This window comes from Psychrobacter sp. HII-4, assembly GCF_904846595.1.
In the GTDB taxonomy this organism is placed as follows: Bacteria; Pseudomonadota; Gammaproteobacteria; order Pseudomonadales; family Moraxellaceae; genus Psychrobacter; species Psychrobacter celer.
Genome location: NZ_CAJHBJ010000001.1, coordinates 94,563 through 115,947, shown reverse-complemented (window position 1 = coordinate 115,947; position 21,385 = coordinate 94,563). Strand labels below are relative to the sequence as shown.

The 21,385-nt window shown below is 46.9% G+C and carries 20 protein-coding genes; 7 read left to right on the top strand and 13 right to left on the bottom strand.

Features of this window, described 5'->3' with window-relative positions; all coding sequences use genetic code 11:
* Positions 1-45 precede the first annotated feature (45 nt).
* Positions 46-336 (top strand): DUF4031 domain-containing protein, encoded by a 291-nt coding sequence (locus JMX98_RS00505; protein ID WP_201583591.1) that lies wholly within the window; start codon positions 46-48, stop codon positions 334-336.
* A 189-nt stretch (positions 337-525) separates the two neighbouring features.
* Here the strand turns inward: JMX98_RS00505 and JMX98_RS00500 are convergent, their stop codons facing one another.
* Positions 526-1,440, bottom strand: coding sequence for a LysR family transcriptional regulator (locus JMX98_RS00500; RefSeq protein ID WP_201583589.1), 915 nt, complete (start codon positions 1,438-1,440; stop codon positions 526-528).
* A gap of 200 nt (positions 1,441-1,640) precedes the next feature.
* Between JMX98_RS00500 and JMX98_RS00495 the strand changes: the two genes are divergently transcribed.
* Positions 1,641-2,771 (top strand): S-(hydroxymethyl)glutathione dehydrogenase/class III alcohol dehydrogenase, encoded by a 1,131-nt coding sequence (locus JMX98_RS00495; RefSeq protein WP_201583587.1) that lies wholly within the window; start codon positions 1,641-1,643, stop codon positions 2,769-2,771.
* Between the two features lie 208 nt (positions 2,772-2,979).
* Here the strand turns inward: JMX98_RS00495 and JMX98_RS14035 are convergent, their stop codons facing one another.
* The 8 genes from JMX98_RS14035 to JMX98_RS00455 all read right to left on the bottom strand — a co-directional run bounded on the left by JMX98_RS14035 (position 2,980) and on the right by JMX98_RS00455 (position 7,662).
* Complete coding sequence (locus tag JMX98_RS14035) at positions 2,980-3,123, bottom strand: hypothetical protein (RefSeq protein ID WP_265089341.1); 144 nt, start codon at positions 3,121-3,123, stop codon at positions 2,980-2,982.
* A gap of 31 nt (positions 3,124-3,154) precedes the next feature.
* Positions 3,155-3,808 carry a DsbA family oxidoreductase gene (locus tag JMX98_RS00485; RefSeq protein ID WP_201583585.1) on the bottom strand — a complete coding sequence of 218 codons (654 nt, stop codon included), beginning with the start codon at positions 3,806-3,808 and terminating at the stop codon, positions 3,155-3,157.
* A gap of 187 nt (positions 3,809-3,995) precedes the next feature.
* Complete coding sequence (locus JMX98_RS00480; protein WP_201583583.1) at positions 3,996-4,208, bottom strand: hypothetical protein; 213 nt, start codon at positions 4,206-4,208, stop codon at positions 3,996-3,998.
* Between the two features lie 326 nt (positions 4,209-4,534).
* Positions 4,535-5,149 carry a hypothetical protein gene (locus JMX98_RS00475; RefSeq protein WP_105243993.1) on the bottom strand — a complete coding sequence of 205 codons (615 nt, stop codon included), beginning with the start codon at positions 5,147-5,149 and terminating at the stop codon, positions 4,535-4,537.
* 41 nt (positions 5,150-5,190) lie between these two features.
* Positions 5,191-5,814, bottom strand: a complete 624-nt coding sequence (locus JMX98_RS00470; RefSeq protein WP_075100532.1) for a hypothetical protein — start codon at positions 5,812-5,814, stop codon at positions 5,191-5,193.
* Between the two features lie 163 nt (positions 5,815-5,977).
* Positions 5,978-6,727 carry a PhnD/SsuA/transferrin family substrate-binding protein gene (locus JMX98_RS00465; protein WP_201583581.1) on the bottom strand — a complete coding sequence of 250 codons (750 nt, stop codon included), beginning with the start codon at positions 6,725-6,727 and terminating at the stop codon, positions 5,978-5,980.
* Between the two features lie 3 nt (positions 6,728-6,730).
* Positions 6,731-7,225, bottom strand: coding sequence for a PAS domain-containing protein (locus JMX98_RS00460; protein WP_201583579.1), 495 nt, complete (start codon positions 7,223-7,225; stop codon positions 6,731-6,733).
* Between the two features lie 74 nt (positions 7,226-7,299).
* Positions 7,300-7,662 carry a roadblock/LC7 domain-containing protein gene (locus JMX98_RS00455; protein ID WP_192995985.1) on the bottom strand — a complete coding sequence of 121 codons (363 nt, stop codon included), beginning with the start codon at positions 7,660-7,662 and terminating at the stop codon, positions 7,300-7,302.
* Positions 7,663-8,308: 646 nt separating this feature from the next.
* Between JMX98_RS00455 and gdhA the strand changes: the two genes are divergently transcribed.
* The 5 genes from gdhA (at position 8,309) to JMX98_RS00430 (ending at position 15,737) form a co-directional block, all read left to right on the top strand.
* Entirely contained in the window at positions 8,309-9,655 is a 1,347-nt protein-coding gene (gdhA, locus tag JMX98_RS00450; protein ID WP_198335420.1) for an NADP-specific glutamate dehydrogenase, read from the top strand.
* Positions 9,656-10,143: 488 nt separating this feature from the next.
* Positions 10,144-12,120, top strand: a complete 1,977-nt coding sequence (locus JMX98_RS00445) for a glycosyltransferase family 2 protein (protein WP_201583577.1) — start codon at positions 10,144-10,146, stop codon at positions 12,118-12,120.
* 30 nt (positions 12,121-12,150) lie between these two features.
* Entirely contained in the window at positions 12,151-13,425 is a 1,275-nt protein-coding gene (locus tag JMX98_RS00440) for a glycosyltransferase (protein ID WP_201583567.1), read from the top strand.
* An 89-nt stretch (positions 13,426-13,514) separates the two neighbouring features.
* Positions 13,515-14,720 (top strand): hypothetical protein, encoded by a 1,206-nt coding sequence (locus tag JMX98_RS00435; RefSeq protein ID WP_201583566.1) that lies wholly within the window; start codon positions 13,515-13,517, stop codon positions 14,718-14,720.
* A gap of 42 nt (positions 14,721-14,762) precedes the next feature.
* Positions 14,763-15,737 (top strand): glycosyltransferase family 2 protein, encoded by a 975-nt coding sequence (locus tag JMX98_RS00430; RefSeq protein ID WP_201583564.1) that lies wholly within the window; start codon positions 14,763-14,765, stop codon positions 15,735-15,737.
* A gap of 84 nt (positions 15,738-15,821) precedes the next feature.
* On the opposite strand, the gene JMX98_RS00425 is transcribed toward JMX98_RS00430, so the two are convergent.
* The 4 genes from JMX98_RS00425 to hutH all read right to left on the bottom strand — a co-directional run bounded on the left by JMX98_RS00425 (position 15,822) and on the right by hutH (position 21,363).
* Positions 15,822-16,598, bottom strand: coding sequence for a hypothetical protein (locus JMX98_RS00425; RefSeq protein ID WP_201583562.1), 777 nt, complete (start codon positions 16,596-16,598; stop codon positions 15,822-15,824).
* A 308-nt stretch (positions 16,599-16,906) separates the two neighbouring features.
* The gene (gene hutI, locus JMX98_RS00420) at positions 16,907-18,247 is read right to left on the bottom strand and encodes an imidazolonepropionase (protein WP_227679900.1); all 1,341 of its coding nucleotides are present in this window, start codon (positions 18,245-18,247) and stop codon (positions 16,907-16,909) included.
* 290 nt (positions 18,248-18,537) lie between these two features.
* Positions 18,538-19,605: a formimidoylglutamase gene (hutG, locus tag JMX98_RS00415; RefSeq protein ID WP_201584078.1), complete on the bottom strand. Its 1,068-nt coding sequence runs from the start codon at positions 19,603-19,605 to the stop codon at positions 18,538-18,540.
* Between the two features lie 195 nt (positions 19,606-19,800).
* Positions 19,801-21,363: a histidine ammonia-lyase gene (gene hutH, locus JMX98_RS00410; RefSeq protein ID WP_201583560.1), complete on the bottom strand. Its 1,563-nt coding sequence runs from the start codon at positions 21,361-21,363 to the stop codon at positions 19,801-19,803.
* Positions 21,364-21,385 lie beyond the last annotated feature (22 nt).

The window sequence follows — 21,385 nt, the reverse complement described above, 5'->3', positions numbered from 1 at the left end:
TTAGCACATGATAAAATAGCTATTGATAATAAAGGAGGCGACTCTATGGCGATATATGTCGATTTTATGCAGATAGAATCTAGAGGCTATAAATGGTGCCACATGCTGGCAGATAGCCTGCAAGAGCTCCATGAGTTTGCCGCCTTGATTGAGATAGATACGCGGTTGTTTCACCGAGACGCCAGCTATCCGCACTATGATGTGACAGTACAAATGCGCAAAACGGCGATTGAATATGGCGCTATACCTGCCAATCGAAAAAAGATTATTGAATGTGCAAAGAAGCTAAAAATAGAATTACATGAGCAAATCGCACGCGCTGAGGACTGCGAATAAGCGCATTCTTTCAAAGCAGAAAAAAGGTGGGTCATGCGTTCGCAGCCTACCTTTTTATACTGAAATCACTATATAAGTACTCTTTGTATATCAAAGCGCGATGCTTTATAGCATTGTGCGTAATAAACCATGCATAGTAAAGGCGCGCGTGACAACTAGATCTTATCAGCGATGATGTAAGAGCGCCAACTATGCCAGACGCGCTGCCAGATAATCCACCAGCAAGCGAATCTTTGGCGATAAATGACGATTGTGCGGATAAATCGCCCAAATGCTTTCTTCAGGCTCTCTATAGTTATCCAGTACGCTGATCAATGCCCCTGAGGCCAGATATTGCTGCACATAATAATCAGGCAGCTGCACAATACCTAGACCCTTTAATGCTGCATCCACCAAGCTATGGCCGCTGTTATATTGCACGCTGCCTGAGACGCGTAGGTTTTTTTCTGTATCCGTTGGTTTGTGCGCTTGCTGATCCACTGTCTTGTTAGCCTGTTTATTATTTTCGATAAAGTGCCAATAATCACGTGTACCAAGTAGGCAGTTATGTTTGCGCAGATCAGACAGCATGTGTGGTGTACCATATCTTTTGAGGTAAGCAGGTGCAGCGCAGACAAAGTTGGTACGGCGACTGAGTTTTTTTGCCATCATGGTTGAGTCGCTTAATTTGCCAATACGCACCGCTAGATCATAGCCGCCCTCTATTAGATCTATTTTTTGATTGCTCAAAAAGGCCGTCACTTCGATATCGCGGTATTGCACCATAAAGTCATTGATTAGGGGCAAGAGTTGCTGCTCGCCATAGGTGACAGGGGCGGTGAGTTTGATTCTGCCTTGCGGCTTAGATTGTAAGTTACTCACCGCTTGCTCGGCGGCATCCAAGCCATCGAGCACGCCGCGGCAATGCTGATAAAACACCCGCCCTTCTTCTGTGAGCGCCACCTTCCGCGTCGTACGATAGAGCAATTTAATATTCAGGCGTTTTTCTAACGCACTGATCTGCCGACTGACCTGCGCGGTGGAGATGCCCAGCTCCTTTGCTGCTCGGGTAAAGCTCTCGTATTCAGCCACATAGACAAACTCACTAATACCATCCCAGCGCATGATTATTACCACTGTGAAAAAGATATTTGCAAATATAACACATTGTTATCACAGCAGAAACAACTATAATGCACAATATAAAACCAACGCCTATAGACGACTCAAACTAGCGCTTGCCTCTACAGTGTAAGCGCTATAAGCTAAATTGGTCTGAGCGTGATTAACGCCATCACTTATTTATGATTACAAGAGAGAATACTATGTCAGATAATTTTATTAAGTCCAAAGCCGCTATCGCGTGGGGGCCAAATGAGCCGCTATCTATCGAAGAAGTCGATGTAATGCTGCCCAAAAAAGGTGAAGTGCTGGTAAAGATTGTCGCCAGCGGCGTTTGCCATACCGATGCGTTCACCTTATCTGGTGAAGACCCAGAAGGCGTGTTTCCTGCGATTTTGGGTCACGAAGGTGGCGGTATCGTCGAGCAAGTCGGTGAAGGCGTGACCAGCGTGCAAGTCGGCGACCATGTCATTCCGTTGTACACCGCAGAGTGCGGCGTCTGTAAAATGTGTCGTTCAGGTAAAACCAACCTATGCTCGGCAGTACGCGAAACCCAAGGTAAAGGCCTGATGCCAGATGGTACCACGCGTTTTTACAAAGATGGTAAGCCGATTTACCATTATATGGGCTGCTCGACTTTTTCTGAATACACGGTGTTGCCAGAGATTTCATTGGCCAAAGTCAATAAAGAAGCGCCATTAGAAGAAGTCTGCTTGCTGGGCTGCGGCGTGACCACGGGCATGGGCGCTGTGATGAATACTGCCAAAGTCGAGGAGGGCGCAACGGTTGCTATCTTTGGGCTGGGCGGCATCGGACTGTCTGCTATCATCGGCGCGCAAATGGCCAAAGCCAGCCGTATCATCGCTATCGATATCAACGAGAGCAAGTTTGAATTGGCCAAAAAGCTTGGCGCGACAGATTGCATCAACCCAAAAAATTATGATAAGCCCATTCAGGATGTCATCGTCGAATTGACCGACGGCGGCGTGGATTATTCGTTTGAATGTATCGGTAATGTCGATGTCATGCGCTCAGCACTAGAGTGCTGCCACAAAGGCTGGGGCGAGTCGGTTATCATCGGGGTCGCAGGCGCAGGCCAAGAAATCTCAACCCGTCCATTCCAGCTAGTGACAGGCCGTGTTTGGAAAGGTTCAGCATTTGGCGGGGTCAAAGGCCGCAGTGAATTGCCCGGCTACGTCGAGCGCTACCTAGCAGGTGAAATTCCGCTACAAGACTTCATCACTCACACCATGCCGTTAGAAGACATCAACGAGGCCTTTGATTTGATGCATAAAGGTGAGAGTATTCGTTCGGTGGTGCACTTTTCTGAGTAAACATTAAGTTAAGCAGCAAACGATAAGCTGAAAATACCGCGCCTATTATGGGGCGGTATTTTTTTATGCTCAAGACAAACCATAGCGATTAGCCTTGCGCGCGATGAATGATTTGCTCTGCAAGCGTAGTCAAGTCTGTGGCCATAAAGTCCGGTGTTGGCACATTGGGGGCGGATAACAAGGCATTATAAGGACGTTTGAGAAACGCTTATAGCACCAGCTGGGCAAACCACTCTCTGAGCATGTTTTCGTCACCGAATAGGCGTGCAAATAACGGCGCTAAAGTGGTTATGTCGAGTAGTGTCTCGTTGACATCAAAGACGATAACCGCGGGTGTTGGGTGAGCGTGCATAAGATATCCTTTCATCGACAACGCTTAGGGTTTAGTCGGGCATATTAGCCAATTGCCCTAAGATATTGAGGTAATTGTCTACCCCTTGCGCGCCGCTTACCAAATGACGCTCATTAAAAATCATCGCTGGCACACTTTGAATGCCTTGCTGCTGCCAGTGCTGCTCTTCTGCGCGTATCTCTCGAGCAAACCGCTGGTCTGCTAAGACCGCCAGTGCCTCGCTTCGATCTAAGCCGACCTCTGCTGCGATATCGGCCAGTACCGTGTTATCCGATATATCGCGGTTGTCCGTGAAGTGCGCTGCAAAAAGCGCTTGATTTAACTCATGTCTGTGGCCTTGTTTTTCGGCCCAGTGCAAGAGCTGGTGCGCATTAAAGGTATTGTGCATCCATGTGTCGTCGTTGAAGTGAAACTGAAAGCCGACCTCATTTCCCGCCTCTGTTATTCTGGCACGGCTGGCATCCGATTCTGCCTTACTTGAGCCATACTTTTCCATGATGTGCTCACGCATATTTTGTCCTTCTTTTGGCATTTTTGGGTTTAATTCAAAAGGATGCCAATGTATCTCATAGTCTGTATTGCTTTGCTCAAGCGCTGCGGCCAGTTGGCGGTAGCCAACGACGCACCAAGGGCACACCACGTCTGAGACGATGTCGATACGTAGGGGAGTGTTGGTATTTTTCATATCTATCTGCCTGATATTATTTATATAATTGATATTGTTCAAAGTTATTTGAGGTTTATGCGCAATTGCTATCTATCAATTCATGCTAGAAGAATGATATTGCGATTGCAATCATATTATTAAATAAACTTTGGTTTGTTTTTTTTGACCAAGCAATGTCACAGCGGATTTACAAACCCCTAATGGCTCACTGGATCACGCGCCAGCAGTGGCAAGATGCGGCCATCACGTCAGGCGTTTTGTTATTGTTTAAAGTGGTATTACGGTCAAGGAAATACTCAACCGTCGGATGATAGTCAGTTGCAGTAATATCAGCACGTCTGTGGTTGAGTAGCAGGCTAGACAACGCCATGCCGTAGCCGACTTCTAAGATACGCTTACCAGCCGCAAAAACAGACAAGTAAAGGTTGGCATACGTCAAAGGTCAGTATGACGCAATACGGTGCTAGCTACTGTTACGTATGAGGGTAGTATCGTTGCGAAGTGTGCCGCTGTCAGCTATCTCATTGCTTATATAAAAGCATAGCGGTATGGTATAAAGATAAAGGAGGGCGTTGTGGATAAAAAGAGCGCGCACCGCACCAAGTTGTCTGCTATAAACGCAAACATAGAAGTGGGGTGCGTGCCTTTTAATGAGAATATGATACGTCAGTCATGTCTATTTCTATGTTGATGTTTATAAAAGTAATGACCGTCAGGAGTTATGAGCAAGTACGCCATAGGTGCTTAATTTAAAAATCGGAGTCCAGAGGTTTTGAGTGCCCAAACCAGCTCTACAAAAGCGCGGCTATTGGTGAGCGGCTCGCCATCGATGATCAGCACATATCCTGAGCCATCAATCCACAAAAACACAAAACTGGTCTCAGGAATCAACAAGTCAACCTGCTGAAAAAACGAAATTGCTTGGCTTTCTACTGCCCAGCCGCGTTGTTTTTGGCGCAGCATGAAGCCTGAAAAGTCAGCCGCCGCCACACTCAGCATATCCGCTTCTTCTTGGTTATAGCCGATGCGCGCCAGACAAAAGCCCTCATCAGAGCCGATAGCGGCACGGCGCTTACCAGATAGGCTTGCGACGACATAAGGCAAAAACTGATCCAATGGTAAGTTGGGCGCGGGCAAAAACAGGGACAACTTTTCGATCCAGCCGGCCTCTATAAAGCGCTGTAACCACGTCTCAGAGTAGCGCTCTAGCCAATCAGCGGCGAGTAGGGTTTGCTCATAAGAGAGTAGGTCTTGTAACGATAGCTGCTCCTCTGTAGGTTCGCTTTGGGAAAATGCCTCAAAAATACCGGCTGGGGTTAGGGTAAGATAGGTTTTATCAGCATTTAAGTAAGAGGACATAGCGGCTACCATTGTGATGAAGTTATAAAACAGGCGATAAGTTAAGTTTTGATGGTTTTGGTTTGGTCAAGACGTTGTTGGCAGTTGTTCCAGCGCTCATCAAAGTGCCAGTCGCTTTTGCCTAAGCGAAACCAAACCAAAGAAAAAGCCAGACGGTCATTGCGAGCGATACAGTGGGCAAAAAACTCGTTTTCGATTTGTTCAATCGTGCCCCAGTCCTCCTCGGCACGTGCTTGCATCAGCTCGGCGGTGATGTCTTTGGAGATTTCTTTGGCATCGTCGCTACTGATGCGCAGTCGCTGTTTTTGCTCATTGAGCGACGGCGATATCAATACACTCCAACGCGTCGCCAGCATACTGTTGCGCTGGATGTAGCGTTTTTTGTCAATGCAGTCGCGAAAGCCTTGTGCAACATGAGGGTACAGACGGTCTTTAATACGGGTAAATAGGTTATTGACATCGTAAGGAATATCGTACCAGCAGCCATAAAAAAAATCTGCCACCGCGCCCTGTAGCGGCTCTTTTTCGCTCAGCAGTAGGGCAGCGTTGATACGCTGTTCATGAAAGTGACGATTGGCAGGTGCCAAAAATACTTTGCGTGAGTAAAAGCGAAACGCACGGCGCGCCTCGGTCTCGGCTTCTTTGATCAGATCTACATCAGACATAACAGGATCCTTTAGATCACATCTTTGTTGCGGTTATTCTTGCCTTGATAGCGGCTGCGCCTATGGTGTTGCGTTGTATGGACATGACCCAATAATCACGGCGATGACGACTGTCATCGACCATGAAAAATAAAATCAGCCAAAGCAAGATAGCAAGTAACGACTAATCAAGCAAGGTTTCCATCAAATCAATCATAAACTCGGCGTCTTCTTCATCCATGACCTCAAATCCTTGCGGCATACCCAGCTCGGCCAATGCTTCTTGACCGTCTGGATCGTTGTGCAGGTTGAGTATGGCATTCATAAAGATATCGGTATCTGGAAAATCGTCTTTGATCAGCAGCACATGACTGATATCAGCCAAATCACTTTCGATCAGTACCGATAGCTGAGCTTTGGTCAGACGAGAAAAACCGTGAAATACCTCTGCCAAAAAGAACGCTGCCTGCGCATCGCCTTTGATGACTTTACGCGCGGCAGCTTGATATGTTTCGGTGACATCCCAGCTCAGATCAGACTCTTCTATATCGACAGCCTCAAGCAGGCGCAAACCGATCAGCTTGACATCGCGGTTGTTTGCCATCGCGATGGTGGCACCAGCTTTGATATCTTCTAAGGCGTTGATGTCGCTGTTGGCACCAGCGGCGATGACCATTTCGTCAGATTTGCCGATAGGACGTGCGACCGCTTTGTAGCCTTGTTCACGGATCAAAGTTACCGCATCAAAAGGATTGGCATAGATAACCTGAATGTCCCCAGCCGTGATGATTTGTTGTTGCTCTGCGTGTGAGGCTGGCGTATTTAGGTGCATGTTTAAGTTGGCACGCTTTTGAATCAAGGTGTTAAACATATGCCAACCTGCAAAACGCTCAGGCGAAAAATCAGGGGCGATTAACATATTGTGTGTCGTCATGATTTAGCCTTCCTCATCTTGTTTCATTTGGGCGTACTGAGCCATTGCCGCTTCGATTTTGCTGCGTGATGGCTTACGGCGTACTGAAGTGTATCCTACAGTTTCGCCGCGGCGAATATTGGGCACGACCGTGGCATATACCCAGTAGTGACTGCCGTCTTTGCATAAATTTTTGACATAGCCATGCCATTTTTGTCCAGACTCAGCAGTATCCCACAGGTCTTTGTAAGCGGCTTTTGGCATATCAGGATGACGCAAAATATAATGCGGTTTACCGATGAGCTCATCGACGTGGTAGCCACTAATCTCGACAAAGGCGTCGTTGACGTGAGTGATAATGCCGTCTAAATCGGTACGCGAGACAATGAGCTTACCATCTGGGTAGGGACGCTCTACACCTGTATCATAGACAGTCCGAGAGGTGCCATCATAGTAAGTCAGCGTCATCTGCTCAGCTGGCATATCCGGCTTTGGTGCATCAGGGATTGGCGAACCCATAGTAATCTCCTTTATTTATCGTTGTATTTATCTATCGTTGTATTCGTCGTGATTGACTGGCAAATAATGATCGATTAAATAAGTTTTGCTAGGGCTTCTGAGGCGCGTTTGATGTCCAAAAAGATCAAACCGAGCTTGGCGTTTGACTTGGCCATGATGGTCAATACCGCTTCATCGCCTGCTGAGGTCATGATGACATAGCCTTTTTCGCCTTGGATCATAATACGATCGATACTACCACGCGCCAGCTCGCGACCTGCACGGTCACCCAATGACAATAAAGCGGCTGACATAGCGCCAACACGGTCTTCATCAACGCCTAACGGTAGGGCTGATGCGATCATTAGACCATCGTTAGAAATTAGGGCAGATGCTTCGACATCGGCAGATGAGCTGTTTAGGTCTTCCAAGATTTGCTGGAACGAATCTGTACGCATATCACTTTCTCTATGACGGGTTATTGAATAGATGAGATCACTATCAGCGACACTAAAAAGGGCTGAAGCAAACGTCGATCATTATAAACCCTTACTACTTATATTGATATATGTTACAGCAAACAAATGGCTGGGTTCTGCTATTTTTTGACCGTCTAGTTGTCATTATCAACCTTTTATCCGTTGTTTTTAATTTTAAGACGAACTAAAGTTGGCGATAGGGTTTTATTCTCCCTATTTGGCTCAGCCGCTTGCAATCAGACAGTAGGCCTGTAGCAATTTTTGTTTCATTTACCCAGCGCTTTACTTTATGTTCTCAATGCCTAGCAGCCTGCGTAGCGGCCAGACAAACGAATGATTTATACAAAAAACGTTGACCATAACTTTTTATGATGGTGATATTCACTAGACTTATACCCCAAAAAAATGATATATAGTTATACGATAGAAACGGTCATTGCTACTGAGCGTCTTGTTCAGGCGTCACATTATCCCGCTTTTCTACTCCCACGAGCCTCTATATACCGCAGTGTATAGGGGCGATTGTAGTCTTACATCAATGTCCATAATCCCCTTCGTTTGTTGCCATACGACGCGACATCGATGTAAATAAACACGTCCACCATTTTTATCCTAAGGAACCTATATGAGTATCAGTCAGGCCATCGAAAAAGTCGAAGCGCGTTACGCCCATCAACCTGAATTTGTCCAAGCCGTAAAAGAAGTGGCACTGACTATCGCGCCTTTATATGATGCCCATCCTGAATTTCAAAAAATGAAGATATTCGAGCGTTTGGTTGAACCAGATCGTATTATCTGCTTTCGCGTCAACTGGGAAAACGATAAAGGTGAAGTACAAGTCAACCGCGGCTGGCGTGTCCAGTTCAGCAACGCTCTTGGCCCTTACAAAGGCGGCGTACGGTTTCATCCAACCGTCAACCAGTCAGTGCTTAAGTTTTTGGGCTTTGAGCAAATATTCAAAAACGCTTTGACGGGTCTGCCGATGGGCGGCGGTAAAGGGGGCGCTGATTTTGATCCTAAAGGCAAAACAGACAGCGAAATTCGCCGCTTTTGCTATGCGTTTATGCGTGAGCTGCACCACTATGTCAATAAAGACATCGATGTGCCAGCTGGTGATATCGGTGTCGGCGGCCGTGAGGTCAGCTATATGTTTGCCATGTACAAAAACTTAACGCGCGAATACGGTGGCGTGTTGACAGGTAAGGGGGTGGGATTCGGTGGTAGCTTGATGCGTACAGAAGCGACAGGCTACGGTGCGGTGTACTTCTTAGAAAACATGCTCGCTGCTCAAAACGAAAGTATCGAAGGCAAAAAAGTACTGGTGTCAGGGGCAGGCAACGTCTCGCTCCATGCCGCCGAAAAAGCCTGCATGCTAGGCGCGACAGTTCTGACGGTCTCCGACTCACAAGGGACGCTCTATGATGCAAATGGCCTAAATCAAGAAAAAATCGATTGGCTAAAAGCGCAAAAAGCCCAGAGTAAGCCACTGTGCGATTATGTCGATGTCTATGGTGGTGAGTGGTTCGCGCAGCAAAAGCCTTGGCACATCAAAGGTGATATCGCCATTCCATCAGCCACACAAAATGAAGTCAACGAAGACGATGCCAAACATATGGTCGAAAACGGCATCAGATATATCGTCGAAGGCGCAAACATGCCGCTGACAGCAGAGGCAGTCGATCATATCCGTTTGCACCGTGTGCACTATGCGCCAGGTAAGGCAGCAAACGCAGGCGGCGTGGCAGTCTCAGGTCTTGAGATGTCACAAAACTCGGTACGTCAATACAAGACCTTTGAAGAAATCGATGAGCGCCTAAAGCGCATTATGAAAAACATCCATGACGGTGCAGCTGAAGCATCAGCAAACTATGGTCAAACGGACAACGGCTATATCGACTATATGGCAGGGGCCAATATCGTTGGCTTTAAACGGGTGGCGGACGCACTGTGCGCTTATGGTATCTTAAACTAACACCTTCTGGCTGTTGAGGCACTGTCAAATACCGCACTTATCATATATAAGTGCGGTATTTTTTTGTCTGTATAAAATATTTATGAGTGCAAAGACTGGTTGTAAACTCGAGGTATAGTTAGCTGAATGTAAAACTGTTATGGATTTAAACGCGCTACTGGTATAAATTTTACTTGCGTGCTGCGTTCCCAGAGGCTGCGCAAAATTCATCCCAGTAGCGCTATGACATTTTTAGAGTGTGTCGATTATAGTAGACGCCGCCTAAAGTTTTTTGGATTATAAAGTATTAATTTATAAAAGTTTTTACATGTTTTACTTGAAGTTACATTAATCTATTTTTTTAGACAGTTTATAAGTAATTATCACCGATCTTTTTGACTATCATCAATTATCTCAGTGTTTATCGCACGGGTTTATATCATCAATCATTCATATCGCGGGCAAACGATGCCGCTGACAATGTCGATATATTTATCAAAGGATGAATCATGACAGTCAATAAGGAGGTCTATTCTGATGGCCGCTCAGGTATGTCGGACTTATATCCAGTAATACAGGATACGCCAAATGCTGAGCAGTTTGCTTGCAGCGTTGGTCAGAATCATAACGATAATGGCCGTGAAGCTATGAACAATCGAGCGGCGCATGTCTTTGGTGCTTATCTACCAGCGTCCAAACGCGCGCAGACCAGCTGGTATAAAGACCCTGTATTAAACATAAATAACCATATAAACGAGCAAGTAATCAGCCATCTACGTAGCAATGATTGCCTAAAGCCCTACCGCCAAAACACCCAAAAGGGTATAGAAAATGACACAAACAATGGCATGCAACCTGTCGGTAAATTTGAGCGGATCGAGCGTCTAGCAGATGATGCAGTCAGTACTATCGATCAGGCGAGGACTCATGCAGAGGGCGCGCAGCCGATACGCTTGAGCTTTCAGTTGATGACCCGTGCTGAGCCTACCACAATGGTGATTGCGACCATACAATCGCTACTAGCCATCAAAGCGGCCGACGATGAGGTTTTAATCATAGATAACAACCATATTAAGCGTGAGTTTTATAAGCCTTTAGCAGATTTTTGTCATGGCTTAGAGCCGCATCTCAATGTGCATTTTTATCATATCGATGCGGTGGCAGGGTTTAAGTCTGGTGCGCTCAACTTGGCGCTAGGACTGATGGACCCTAGCGCCAGTCATGTGGTGGTGGTCGATAGTGATTATCAGGCGTTGCCACATGCTCGTGATGCCATTATCAGCGCGATCCACGAGTATCCTGAGCATGCTTTATTGCAGTTTCCGCAGTTTTATCGTGATGCAGATAAAGCGGATGTCCATAGCGAATTAAACCATTATTTTAACCATCATTTATATCGATCTTTTAATCGTCAGCGGGCGTTATCTACCGGTACTTACGCGGTGATACGCCGAGATGCTCTGGTGGGTTTGGGCGGCTGGTCAGGAGCATCTATTACTGAAGATGCGCAAATGGGGGTGCTGCTCCATCGTATGGGTTTGTACAGTCGTTTTATACCCAAGGTGATTGCTACTGGTATATTGCCCACCACGCTGTGTGATCTGATCGCTCAGCGGCAGCGCTGGGTATATGGCAATGTACAGGTGCTCAACCGTTACTTTGTTACGCCGTCATCTCTAACCGCTGATAGCAGCGCAAATACAAATGTAAGCCAGACGATGGGCGAGCGTTTGCAGTATATGCGTGCGCATTTTTCGCAGCTGAGTGCCTGGATTAATTTTACGGGGATTTTTATCGTGCTGCATGTCTGTACGCTGCTTATCGTGCTGACGGCACTGGTAATAGGCGCACAGTTGGATATGGCGATGTTGCTTACGCCCTTATATGTGGTTTATGCCGCTTATGGCGTGTTTTTGTTGCGACGGCTGTGGGCCTATGTGCAAGACCGCTCACCGCTTAATCAGCAGGTAGCTCATCACGTTACGCCAACCTTTATCAATAAGCTACGAGCGTGGGCACTGCACCTAAACTTTTGGGAAATCGGCGCGTTGTCATGGTGGCCTGTGCTGTGGGGCCGCGACAAGCCATTTGTGTGTACGCCCAAACAGGCGGTGATTAGTAGCCGCCGCAGCGTATGGCAGGCCAATGTTTGTGCCTTACCAAAACTGCTACTCATACTTAATGTCATTACCTTGGCCGTGACCTCACCGCTATCAGCGCTGTATTCGCCTTTGTTATTTGTCAGTGCGCTTGTGGTCACTGTCCTCAAGCCATGGTCAGCAAAAGTGGCTTTTGATAATTATGGGTATCATCCTGAGGTGGATGATCGCTATGCTGATGAGCATGATACGTATGACGAGATCAATAACACTGTAAACCAAAGCGGTGTGATTAAAAATAATATCGCTAAAAATAACAATACCGCTAGAGATAATATTACTAAAAATAAGCGCCCAAATAACACCGATCCAATAAAAAATATATAGCTGAATAATAAAATAATAAATGGATGACGTATGCTGACTTCTATCAAAACCAACCCAAATAGTCATATAAAAGCTAAAACCCCTAACATCGTTATGGATAAAATATATGACTTGCCTGAGTCATCAGCGGCGTGTGAGACAACCGATGGGGCAAGCGCTAAAGTAAGAAGACCACTACGTATTGCCATCATCGCGCACTCGTTATATCCCATTGCCCAGCCTTATGCAGGTGGTCTTGAGATGATCACTCAGCTGATCTGTGATGAGCTGGTGGCGCAAGGCCATCAGGTGTTGCTCTACGCTCATGCGGACAGTCAAACCCATGCCACACTAGCACCCTTTATGACCCGTGATGAGTTTGAAAAAACAGTTTATGCCGATGAGCATGAGTCAGTAGAGATGAGCCGCGAGGAGCTTTATCAGTATCTGGTCTACCAGCAGGCGCTGCGCGATATCATTAGCCGTGATGAGCAAGGGATGATAGATGTGGTACACAATCATAGCTTGCACCATGTGCCGATGATGATGGGGCAGGCGTTTGGCGCGCGGTTTTTTACCACGTTTCATACGCCGATTTTTCCGCAGCTGCGTCTGGCACTACTGACGCTACGTCTGGGTACGCAGACTCAGTTTACGGCGATCAGTGGTCATCAGCAGCAGCTATTTGCTGAATTTGTGCCCTCGCATGTGGTCTATAACGGCATTGATGTCCACTCATTTACTGCCAATACAAACCCAATTGCTGATGAAGTGTATTTTTGGTACGGGCGCATTTGTCCTGAAAAGGGTACGCATTTGGCGATGGAATACTGCAAAGCGGCAGGCAAGCGCCTAATTATTGCAGGTCCCAAAAGTAATGAGGAATACTTCGATGACTATGTAGCGCCGCTATTAGAAGCCGATGGAGCGAGCGCTGCACCGTTATTTAATTATGTTGGTCATTTAAGTAAGAATCAAATCAACAAGCAGTTAAGCCAAGTCACCGCCATGCTATTTACCAGTACTTGGGATGAGCCTTATGGTCTGACGCTCGCTGAGAGCCTCGCTTGCGGTACACCTGTGATTGGCTTCGATGTCGGTGCCAGTGCTGAGATTATCACGCATCAGACGGGCATCATCGTACCCAAAAAGGATAAAAAGGCATTTATACAAGCGTTTACTGACATTCAGCATATTTCACGAGCAGCCTGTCGTGCTCGCGCTGAGCAGTTTTGTTCAGTCGCTGCGATGGTCGATGGTTATCTGCGTTTATATGAGCAGGCAATAGCGGTTGATGACAGCGATAGCATCCAAGACACGCCCTAGCGTTCTCTCCTTTTTTCTTTATGTCGTGACTATCAATGACTATCAATGACTATCAATGACTGCCTTCATCTCTTAGGAGCTTTTTTACCATGCGTATCGGCTATTATGCTCATCACCACGGCTCGGGGCACTGCCGCCAAGCAGATAAGCTGGCCGCCTTACTACCACCAGAGCTGCGTTCGAAAATGACGGTGTTTACCAGTTTACCGGCTGATGGTTATCGCTTTAGCAGTATAAATGATGAGCACATCGTACGTTTAGACGCGGAGGATGAGCGACCAGATGATGTGCTAGCGGGGCGAGCAGGTGAGTATTGGCAGCCAAGCTGTTTGCACTACTCGCCAGTGGGTAACAAAGACATCCAGAGACGCAGTTGGCAGCTGCTTGATACCATTTATCAGCGCCAGATTGACCTGATGATTATTGATGTTAGCGCCGAAGTCGCTATGCTATGCCGTACCGCTAGCGTGCCTTATCTCTATGTACGGCTGGCAGGCGAGCGTGATGATGCGCCGCACTTAAACGCCTTTGCGGGCGCGCTTGGATTGTTAGCTCCTTATCCTAAAGCATTGGAGGCGGCAGCCACGCCAGACTGGGTACGACAAAAAACGCTATATCTGGATTTTTTGCCAAGCAAAGCCCAAGGTTTGCCTAGCTTTTGTAAGTTTATGGACGAGCTTATGACATTGACCCATGATAATGCTATTCATAAACAACTGGTCGCCAGCGTCGATAAGTCTTTTATCGTTACTGTGATTAAAGGCTATGGCGGGCACGAAGCGATTGATGCCAAGTTGCCAAAGCTACGCCAAATACTACCAGACGCTATAATTGTCTCTCTTGGCCCTATCAATGATGAAGTACGGCATTGTGTCGATATTGCCGCCCACGTCGATGATGTGATGCCATTTATCGCCTATAGTCATCTGTTATTGATGGCGTGTGGCTTGAACGCAATTGCGCAGGCCTATGATTATGCCACGCCGCTTATTGTATTGCCTGATGTGCGCCCGCACCGTGAGCAAGAAGTGATGGCAGAAGCATTAATCGAACAAGGTCGTGCGCTTAGTTGGCCACAGTTTATCGCCAAAGCCTCTAGTATGGATAGTCAGAACCTATTGTCTTCTCTCTCCACGAATAATAAGTCAATTGACCATGAGCAGACTGCTTTGACAGATAGGCAAGCCAATCTGGCAGTGCAACGCTTTATGAATAGCATTGCTGACTACATTTCCGTAAAAGATTGGTTTGCAGAATGGCTATTGCCGCAGTTGGACTTAAAACCTAAAAAATAACAAATAACAAAGAAACTTATAATAATAAGAGCAAATATTTCCATGACAACGACAACCAGAACTCAAGACGCCGCACATAACACCATTCCCGTGAGTGTAATAACGACTTGCTATGGGCGCAATCGTCATCTTTATAATCTACTTGCTAGTCTGGCGCAGGGTAGCGTTAGGCCGCGCGAGGTGGTTATCGTTAATGATGACGCCGAGGCTGAACGTCTGGCAGATTACGATTTAAATATTATTAAGATAGCAACGACTACAGCGACTGAGCATGGATTGACGAGTAGCGCCTCGTTTGATATCGGTCGTAACCGTAATCTTGGCGCTGCACGTGCTAGCTATGAGGCTATGGTTTTTTTGGATGTGGATTGTATCGTCGCCTATGACTTTATCGACGGGTTATATGATAAATTGCAAACGTATCCTGATGCGCTACTGATGGGCCAGCCGCGTTATTTAACGCGCCCTTTGACGGATGATGAGGGTAGTCAACTACAGCAAGGTAAATTGGCCGCCGACGCCTTAGACCAGCTGTCGGTATTTAACCCTTATCGTGATAATTTTACCCAACATCGCAATGACAATGTCGATGCTAATATTAAAAAAACGCAAGACTATGACGCATTTTGGAGTCTTTGCTTTGCGATAATGCGTCATCAGTTTGAGCGGATCGGCGGTTTTGATACCGATTATGTCGGCTACGGCGCTGAAGACACCGACTTTGCTTTTATGGCACGTGCTTTAGACATTGATTTTTATTTGACCAACGACGTGGTTTACCATCAGCAGCATAGTGTCTACCGGCCGCCGCTCAATCATCTCGATAGCATAGTGATTAATGCCAATCGCTTTTATGATAAATGGCAACATTGGCCGATGGCAGGCTGGCTGGTAGCGTTTGCGCAGCTAGGTTTGATTGACTGGCAAGAGGCGCAGACAGTGCCCATTGAGATTCTTCGGCAGCCAAGTAGCGCTGAGATTGACGCCGCCCATTGTCCAGCTGCGCCGTATGTGTAGACGGCTCTTAGTTCTGCTAATCCCGATGCGTCACTAGTATCAATGAGTAGTTAGTATCAAAGAGTAATGAGTTTTGATGGGCAACTAATACTGACGGATAATCTTCACACCTGTCGGCGGCGTTGCAAGCGCTTGCCGCTCAAACGCCCAATTATGACCTTCCCAAAAATGCGCGGTCTTATCATCATGATTAAAACCCAACATCACTATTGATAGCAGCGTCTCAGCTTTCTGTTTTTGCTGAATATGCAGGCGTGCAGACAACAGTAACCGATATAATAAAAACCCTGACGTCGGCGCAGAGGAATGAATATCAGTAAAGATAGGATAATCCGCCACTACTTTATGCTGCTCTGATAGCACAGCGCAATACTCATCGCTATGTAATAGTTTCTCAAGCGGTTCTGGAATCTCTAGCACTCGGTTGGCCGTTATGGGATCATCAGCGGGGTTTGGATCATCGCATGGCATGGGAAACTGATAGGCAGTATTGCCAAACAAGATGCCAAGCGGTGCTTGCTTGGTCATATCGAGCATCGCTGTCACATTATTGCTGCGTGGTGGTAGGCCAAAATGCAGTTTACTGTCACCGATTTGTCTAAAAAATAGCAGCTTTGGCAAATCTTTGGCGAGCGGATGATGGGCAAAGAAGTCTGCATGAATAAAATCATTAAATAACACCAACATATCAGTAGGCTGCAACAGCGCCTTTAAGCTTGCTGTGTCTATCGACGGGTTGTTGGCGATCAATATCACACGCTGGCTTTGTATTAGCCGCGCCTGCATGATAGGCGGTAGCGCAGCAAATGCTTCTGCGGCAAGATGGCTACTACTGGTGTTTGATAATGGTTGATCAGGCATATCTGGCATATCAATATAGTTAAGGTATAGACGGTGGGTTAGGTTTTTGTCATGTGCTTATTATAGTATAGTCAATACACTCTAAAAATGTCATAGCGCTACTGGGATGAATTTTGCGCAGCCTCTGGGAACGCAGCACGCAAGTGAAATTTATACCAGTAGCGCGTTCAAATCCATAACAGTTTTACATTCAGCTAACTATATAAAGAAGAAGGTGCCTAGGCTCGTTTGAATTTTGAAAATAGAAAAAATCTGGCAATAAAGTATTGCCAGATTTTTTGTTGTGAATAGGTTTTTATAGTGGTTTGTTATACCGTCTCACGCCATCTGCCTTGTACCATGATACCTGTGATAGGGTTTAATCCCATCTGATAAGCAAGGTCAGCAGGGCGGGCGATGTCCCATAATACCAAGTCAGCATCACAGCCCACTTCTATCTTGCCTTTTTTGGCGAGGCCTAATGCTTGCGCTGCATGCACGGTTGCCCCTGCCAACACTTCTTCAGTAGTGAGATAAAATAGTGTACAGCCCATATTCATCGCCAATAACAGCGAGGTGAGCGGCGAGGTGCCGGGGTTGCAATCGGTTGAGATAGCCATTGGCACCCGATGCTTGCGCAATACTTCAATCGGTGGCAGCTTGGTATCACGCAGCGTATAAAAAGCCCCTGGCAATAGCACGGCTACCGTGTTGCTTGTGGCCATTTTTTTGATATCATCTTCTGCCAAGTGCTCAAGATGGTCGCTTGATAATCCTTGGTATTCTGCTACCAAAGCGCTGGCACCTATGTTTGAGAGCTGCTCAGAATGCAGCTTCACAGGCAAATCTAATGAGCGAGCAACATCAAAGACGCGCTTAATTTGCTCACTACTAAAGGCGATGTTTTCACAAAAACCATCGACCGCATCGATTAAGCCCTCGCTATGTAAGATGGGCAACCACTGGCAAACTTGCTCAATATAGTCATCGGCACGGTCTTTATACTCAGGCGGTAGCGCATGGGCGGCCAAATACGTGGTGCTAACATGAATGTGGTGTTTGTCGCCGAGCGCACGAGCGACTTTTAGCATTTTACGCTCAGTGTCTAAGTCCAGTCCATAGCCTGATTTGATCTCGATACTGGTCACGCCCTCGCGCAAGAGGGCGAGCAGACGTTTTTCACTTTGGGTAAATAATTCTTCCTCACTTGCTGTACGAGTAGCGCTAACAGTTGAGACGATGCCGCCACCTTGTGCGGCGATATCTTGATAACTGGCACCTTGCAAGCGTGCTTCAAACTCGTTGCTGCGATTGCCGCCATACACGATATGGGTATGACAATCGATAAGTCCGGGCGTGATCCAGTTGCCATGTACGTTTTTGATTTGATCGCTTTTATAATGAGTCAGATGCGGCTTGATTTGCTCATACGTACCAATCCATGCGATTTTGCCGTCTTTGATACCGATAGCGGCGCTTTCTAACTGACCATAAGGAGTGCTTTTGTTTTGATCATTGTTTTGATTGGCGCTTTGATTGTCGCGATAAATATCAAAGCCGTATTGCGCTGAAAAGGTGGCAAGATTGGCATTGATAATGATGTGATCAAATGAAGTCAGGATGGAGTCGTTTATATGCATTTGATCTGTAGGATTTATTGTATGAGTCATGGTGTGCTCCTGCTTATTAGTATAGATTTAGTGCAGCCATCCATCGTCCGTTTACTTTAAAATAGACAGTGTGTCGTTGGTAAAAACGCTTCTTGCTGTGGTGCTGCTGACAGAGGGTGTGCAAAATTTACTTCAGTAACCTTCTATGGTTGGTTTATTTTAAAAATGTTATAGCGTGACTGGTACAAATTTTACTCGCTTGTTGTGCGCAAGCGAGACAAAGGCTTCGCAAAATTTATCCCAGTCACTTATATCAATAGCAACCACATTTTGATTCTATATCGATTTATTTATAATAAAAGTAAATGCTGCTCGATAATAGTCGCTAAGAGGCGCGCGGCGACTTTACAGCTGCGTGCATCAATATCAAAAGTCGGGTTAATCTCAGCGATATCAGCCATTTTTACTTTGCCTGATGCCATGATACATTTGACCGCACGCTCAACGAATGCCAAATTAATACCATAAGCGGCGGGCGCACTGACCCCCGGTACCACGCTTGCTGGCAAGCAATCCATATCAATGGTTAAATAGATGATATCAACGTCATTGATAAAGGTCTCTATTTGCGCCGCAAGTTTTTTCCATTTCTTATTGGCGCAATCTTCGTCACTGATAATATGCACGCCTAACTGCTCAGCACGGTCAAAGAGTGCAGCAGTGTTGGAAAACCGGCTGACGCCGATACAGCAATAGTGAAATGGCTGATCTTGCGCCTCAAGGTGCTCGGCTATTTGGCGAAATGGTGTACCAGAGGTGGCGACATCAGACTGACGAATGTCCAAATGCGCATCAAAGTTAATAATGCCAATACGCAGCGGCGCATCGTTGTTACTGGTAGCATCTGGCTGCTGTAGCGCCTGCCACAATCCCAAAAAGCTACCATAAGCGATGGCATGACCACCACCAAGTCCGACGGGCAGGCCGCCTTGCTGGATAATGTGACTGACTTTATCAGCATAGGTTAATTGAGCTTGCTCAAGGCTACGCTCGGCAAAATCATCATTATCATGACAATGTATGTCGCCCGCATCCCCCAGTAGCGTTGATAGTTGCCCATCAAAGCGTTGTTGCAGCTCAGCGATGACGGGCAGCGCAGCAAATGCCTGACGAATCAAAGGCGGCGCAGCTCGTGCACCCACGCGTCCTTGATTACGTCTGACACCTTGGTCACAAGCGAACCCAACCAGTCCAATGCGCTGGCCGTTTTGCTGGTTGTTTTGTTGACTGCTGCTATCAAAGGTATAAGGCTGCGCTATTTGATACCAATAGCGGGCGCGTGCAGACTCAAACGGCTCGGCACGTCCAGTCCAGCGGCTCATATCAGCGGCGCTGTGGCTCACGGCTGTGTCAGACATTGATAGGCTCATCGCTGATTTCCTTTAATCCGTATTGCTTGTGTATAGTCGATCCGCTATAAAATAAGTACAGTGCGACTGGTATAAATTTTCTTTGCTTGCTGTGTGACTTCGTCACTCCAGAGGCTGCATAAAATTCATCCCAGCAGCGCTATGTCATTTTTAAAGTGAATTGACTATATAGAAGGATGCTATTTATTTAGACTCGTACCAATCGCTACGCAGTGCCTGCCAATGCTTTGTCAGTGCGCCATCTAATACCAGCTGTTTTGCTGCTTCGATATCGGGGGCTAGGTAGCGATCTTTGTCATAAAAAGCGACTTGTTCACGCAGCTTTTGATGCGCAGCCTGTAATGCTTCGGAAGTAGCAAGGTTATGATGGAAGTCAATCCCTTGACCAGCAGCCAATAGCTCAATACCAACGATGGTAGCGGTATTTTGCGCCATCTCATATAGGCGGCGGGCGCTATAGGTGGCCATCGACACATGGTCTTCTTGGTTGGCAGAGGTTGGGATGCTATCGACACTGCCTGGGTGAGCCATAGACTTATTTTCTGAAGCCAGCGCTGCGGCCGTCACGTGAGCGATCATAAAGCCGGAGTTTACCCCTGCATTTTCTACCAAAAATGGCGGTAAGCCACCTGATAAGGTTGCATCAATCAATAACGCCACACGGCGCTCAGACATAGAGCCAATCTCAGCGATTGCCAAAGCGAGCATATCTGCGGCAAAGGCCACTGGCTCGGCATGGAAATTACCCCCTGAGATAGCTACTGGACCATCTTCATTGTTAAAAATAAGGGGATTATCCGTCACCGCATTGGATTCTATTAATAACGTCTTGCCTGCTTGGTTGATGATATCAAGGCAAGCACCCATCACTTGTGGCTGACAGCGTAAGCAATACGGATCCTGCACGCGATCGTCTTGCTCGTCATTGTGCGAAGCACGAATAGCACTGCCTTTAATCAGCTGACGATGCGCTTTGGCGATCTCTATCTGACCGTGATGGCCACGCACCTCATGAATACGGGCATCAAATGGCGCATCCGAGCCTTTGGCGGCGTCAATTGACATAGAGCCGACGATGGTGGCGGTCTCAAGTAAATCTCTTGCTAAGAAATAACCGCGCAATGCCAGTGCCGTTGAGACCTGTGTACCATTGATAAGGGCAAGGCCTTCTTTGGCTGCTAGGGTGATAGGCTCAAGACCATGCTGCGCTAGTGCCTCAGCGGCGGGGACTTTTTTGCCGTCAACATAGACGTCACCTTCGCCCATCATCGCCAGCGTCATATGCGATAAAGGCGCAAGGTCACCAGAAGCACCAACGGAGCCTTTGGCCGGAATGTTTGGGGTAATTTGATGATTAATTAAGCCAAGTAAACTATCGACGACCTCGCGGCGGACGCCAGAGACGCCTTGTGCGAGGCTGGCTACTTTCATCACCATAATTAGCCTGACCACGTTGTCTGGTAGCGCCTCACCAGTACCCACTGAGTGCGAGATGATCAGGTTGCGTTGAAGCAGTTCGAGCTGGTCATCGTTGATACGGGTCTTTGCTAACAGGCCAAAACCAGTATTGATACCATAAGCGCTCTTATCACGTGCGATGATGGTACGTACATCGTCATGTGAGGCATCGATTGCCTCATAAGCGCTGGCGGGTAAGGTGAGGTGGACTGGGTGATTATAGATATCACGTAGCATCTCAAAGCTTAGCTTACGTGGATGGAGAGTCAGAGTTTTGATAGCAGTCATAGGAGAGTCCCAAAGTTAAAAA

Bases quoted from the DNA above. Each gene is read 5' to 3' on its own strand.
- gdhA (WP_198335420.1), top strand. From the start codon at position 8,309: ATGAGTATCAGTCAGGCCATCGAAAAAGTCGAAGCGCGTTACGCCCAT.
- JMX98_RS00485 (WP_201583585.1), bottom strand. From the start codon at position 3,808: ATGAAAAATACCAACACTCCCCTACGTATCGACATCGTCTCAGACGTG.
- JMX98_RS00425 (WP_201583562.1), bottom strand. From the start codon at position 16,598: ATGCCTGATCAACCATTATCAAACACCAGTAGTAGCCATCTTGCCGCA.
- JMX98_RS14035 (WP_265089341.1), bottom strand. From the start codon at position 3,123: ATGCACGCTCACCCAACACCCGCGGTTATCGTCTTTGATGTCAACGAG.
- hutG (WP_201584078.1), bottom strand. From the start codon at position 19,605: ATGTCTGACACAGCCGTGAGCCACAGCGCCGCTGATATGAGCCGCTGG.
- JMX98_RS00475 (WP_105243993.1), bottom strand. From the start codon at position 5,149: ATGTCCTCTTACTTAAATGCTGATAAAACCTATCTTACCCTAACCCCA.
- JMX98_RS00455 (WP_192995985.1), bottom strand. From the start codon at position 7,662: ATGCGTACAGATTCGTTCCAGCAAATCTTGGAAGACCTAAACAGCTCA.
- JMX98_RS00505 (WP_201583591.1), top strand. From the start codon at position 46: ATGGCGATATATGTCGATTTTATGCAGATAGAATCTAGAGGCTATAAA.
- JMX98_RS00445 (WP_201583577.1), top strand. From the start codon at position 10,144: ATGACAGTCAATAAGGAGGTCTATTCTGATGGCCGCTCAGGTATGTCG.
- hutI (WP_227679900.1), bottom strand. From the start codon at position 18,247: ATGACTCATACAATAAATCCTACAGATCAAATGCATATAAACGACTCC.
- JMX98_RS00440 (WP_201583567.1), top strand. From the start codon at position 12,151: ATGCTGACTTCTATCAAAACCAACCCAAATAGTCATATAAAAGCTAAA.
- JMX98_RS00465 (WP_201583581.1), bottom strand. From the start codon at position 6,727: ATGACGACACACAATATGTTAATCGCCCCTGATTTTTCGCCTGAGCGT.
- JMX98_RS00495 (WP_201583587.1), top strand. From the start codon at position 1,641: ATGTCAGATAATTTTATTAAGTCCAAAGCCGCTATCGCGTGGGGGCCA.
- JMX98_RS00460 (WP_201583579.1), bottom strand. From the start codon at position 7,225: ATGGGTTCGCCAATCCCTGATGCACCAAAGCCGGATATGCCAGCTGAG.
- JMX98_RS00435 (WP_201583566.1), top strand. From the start codon at position 13,515: ATGCGTATCGGCTATTATGCTCATCACCACGGCTCGGGGCACTGCCGC.
- JMX98_RS00470 (WP_075100532.1), bottom strand. From the start codon at position 5,814: ATGTCTGATGTAGATCTGATCAAAGAAGCCGAGACCGAGGCGCGCCGT.
- JMX98_RS00430 (WP_201583564.1), top strand. From the start codon at position 14,763: ATGACAACGACAACCAGAACTCAAGACGCCGCACATAACACCATTCCC.
- hutH (WP_201583560.1), bottom strand. From the start codon at position 21,363: ATGACTGCTATCAAAACTCTGACTCTCCATCCACGTAAGCTAAGCTTT.
- JMX98_RS00500 (WP_201583589.1), bottom strand. From the start codon at position 1,440: ATGCGCTGGGATGGTATTAGTGAGTTTGTCTATGTGGCTGAATACGAG.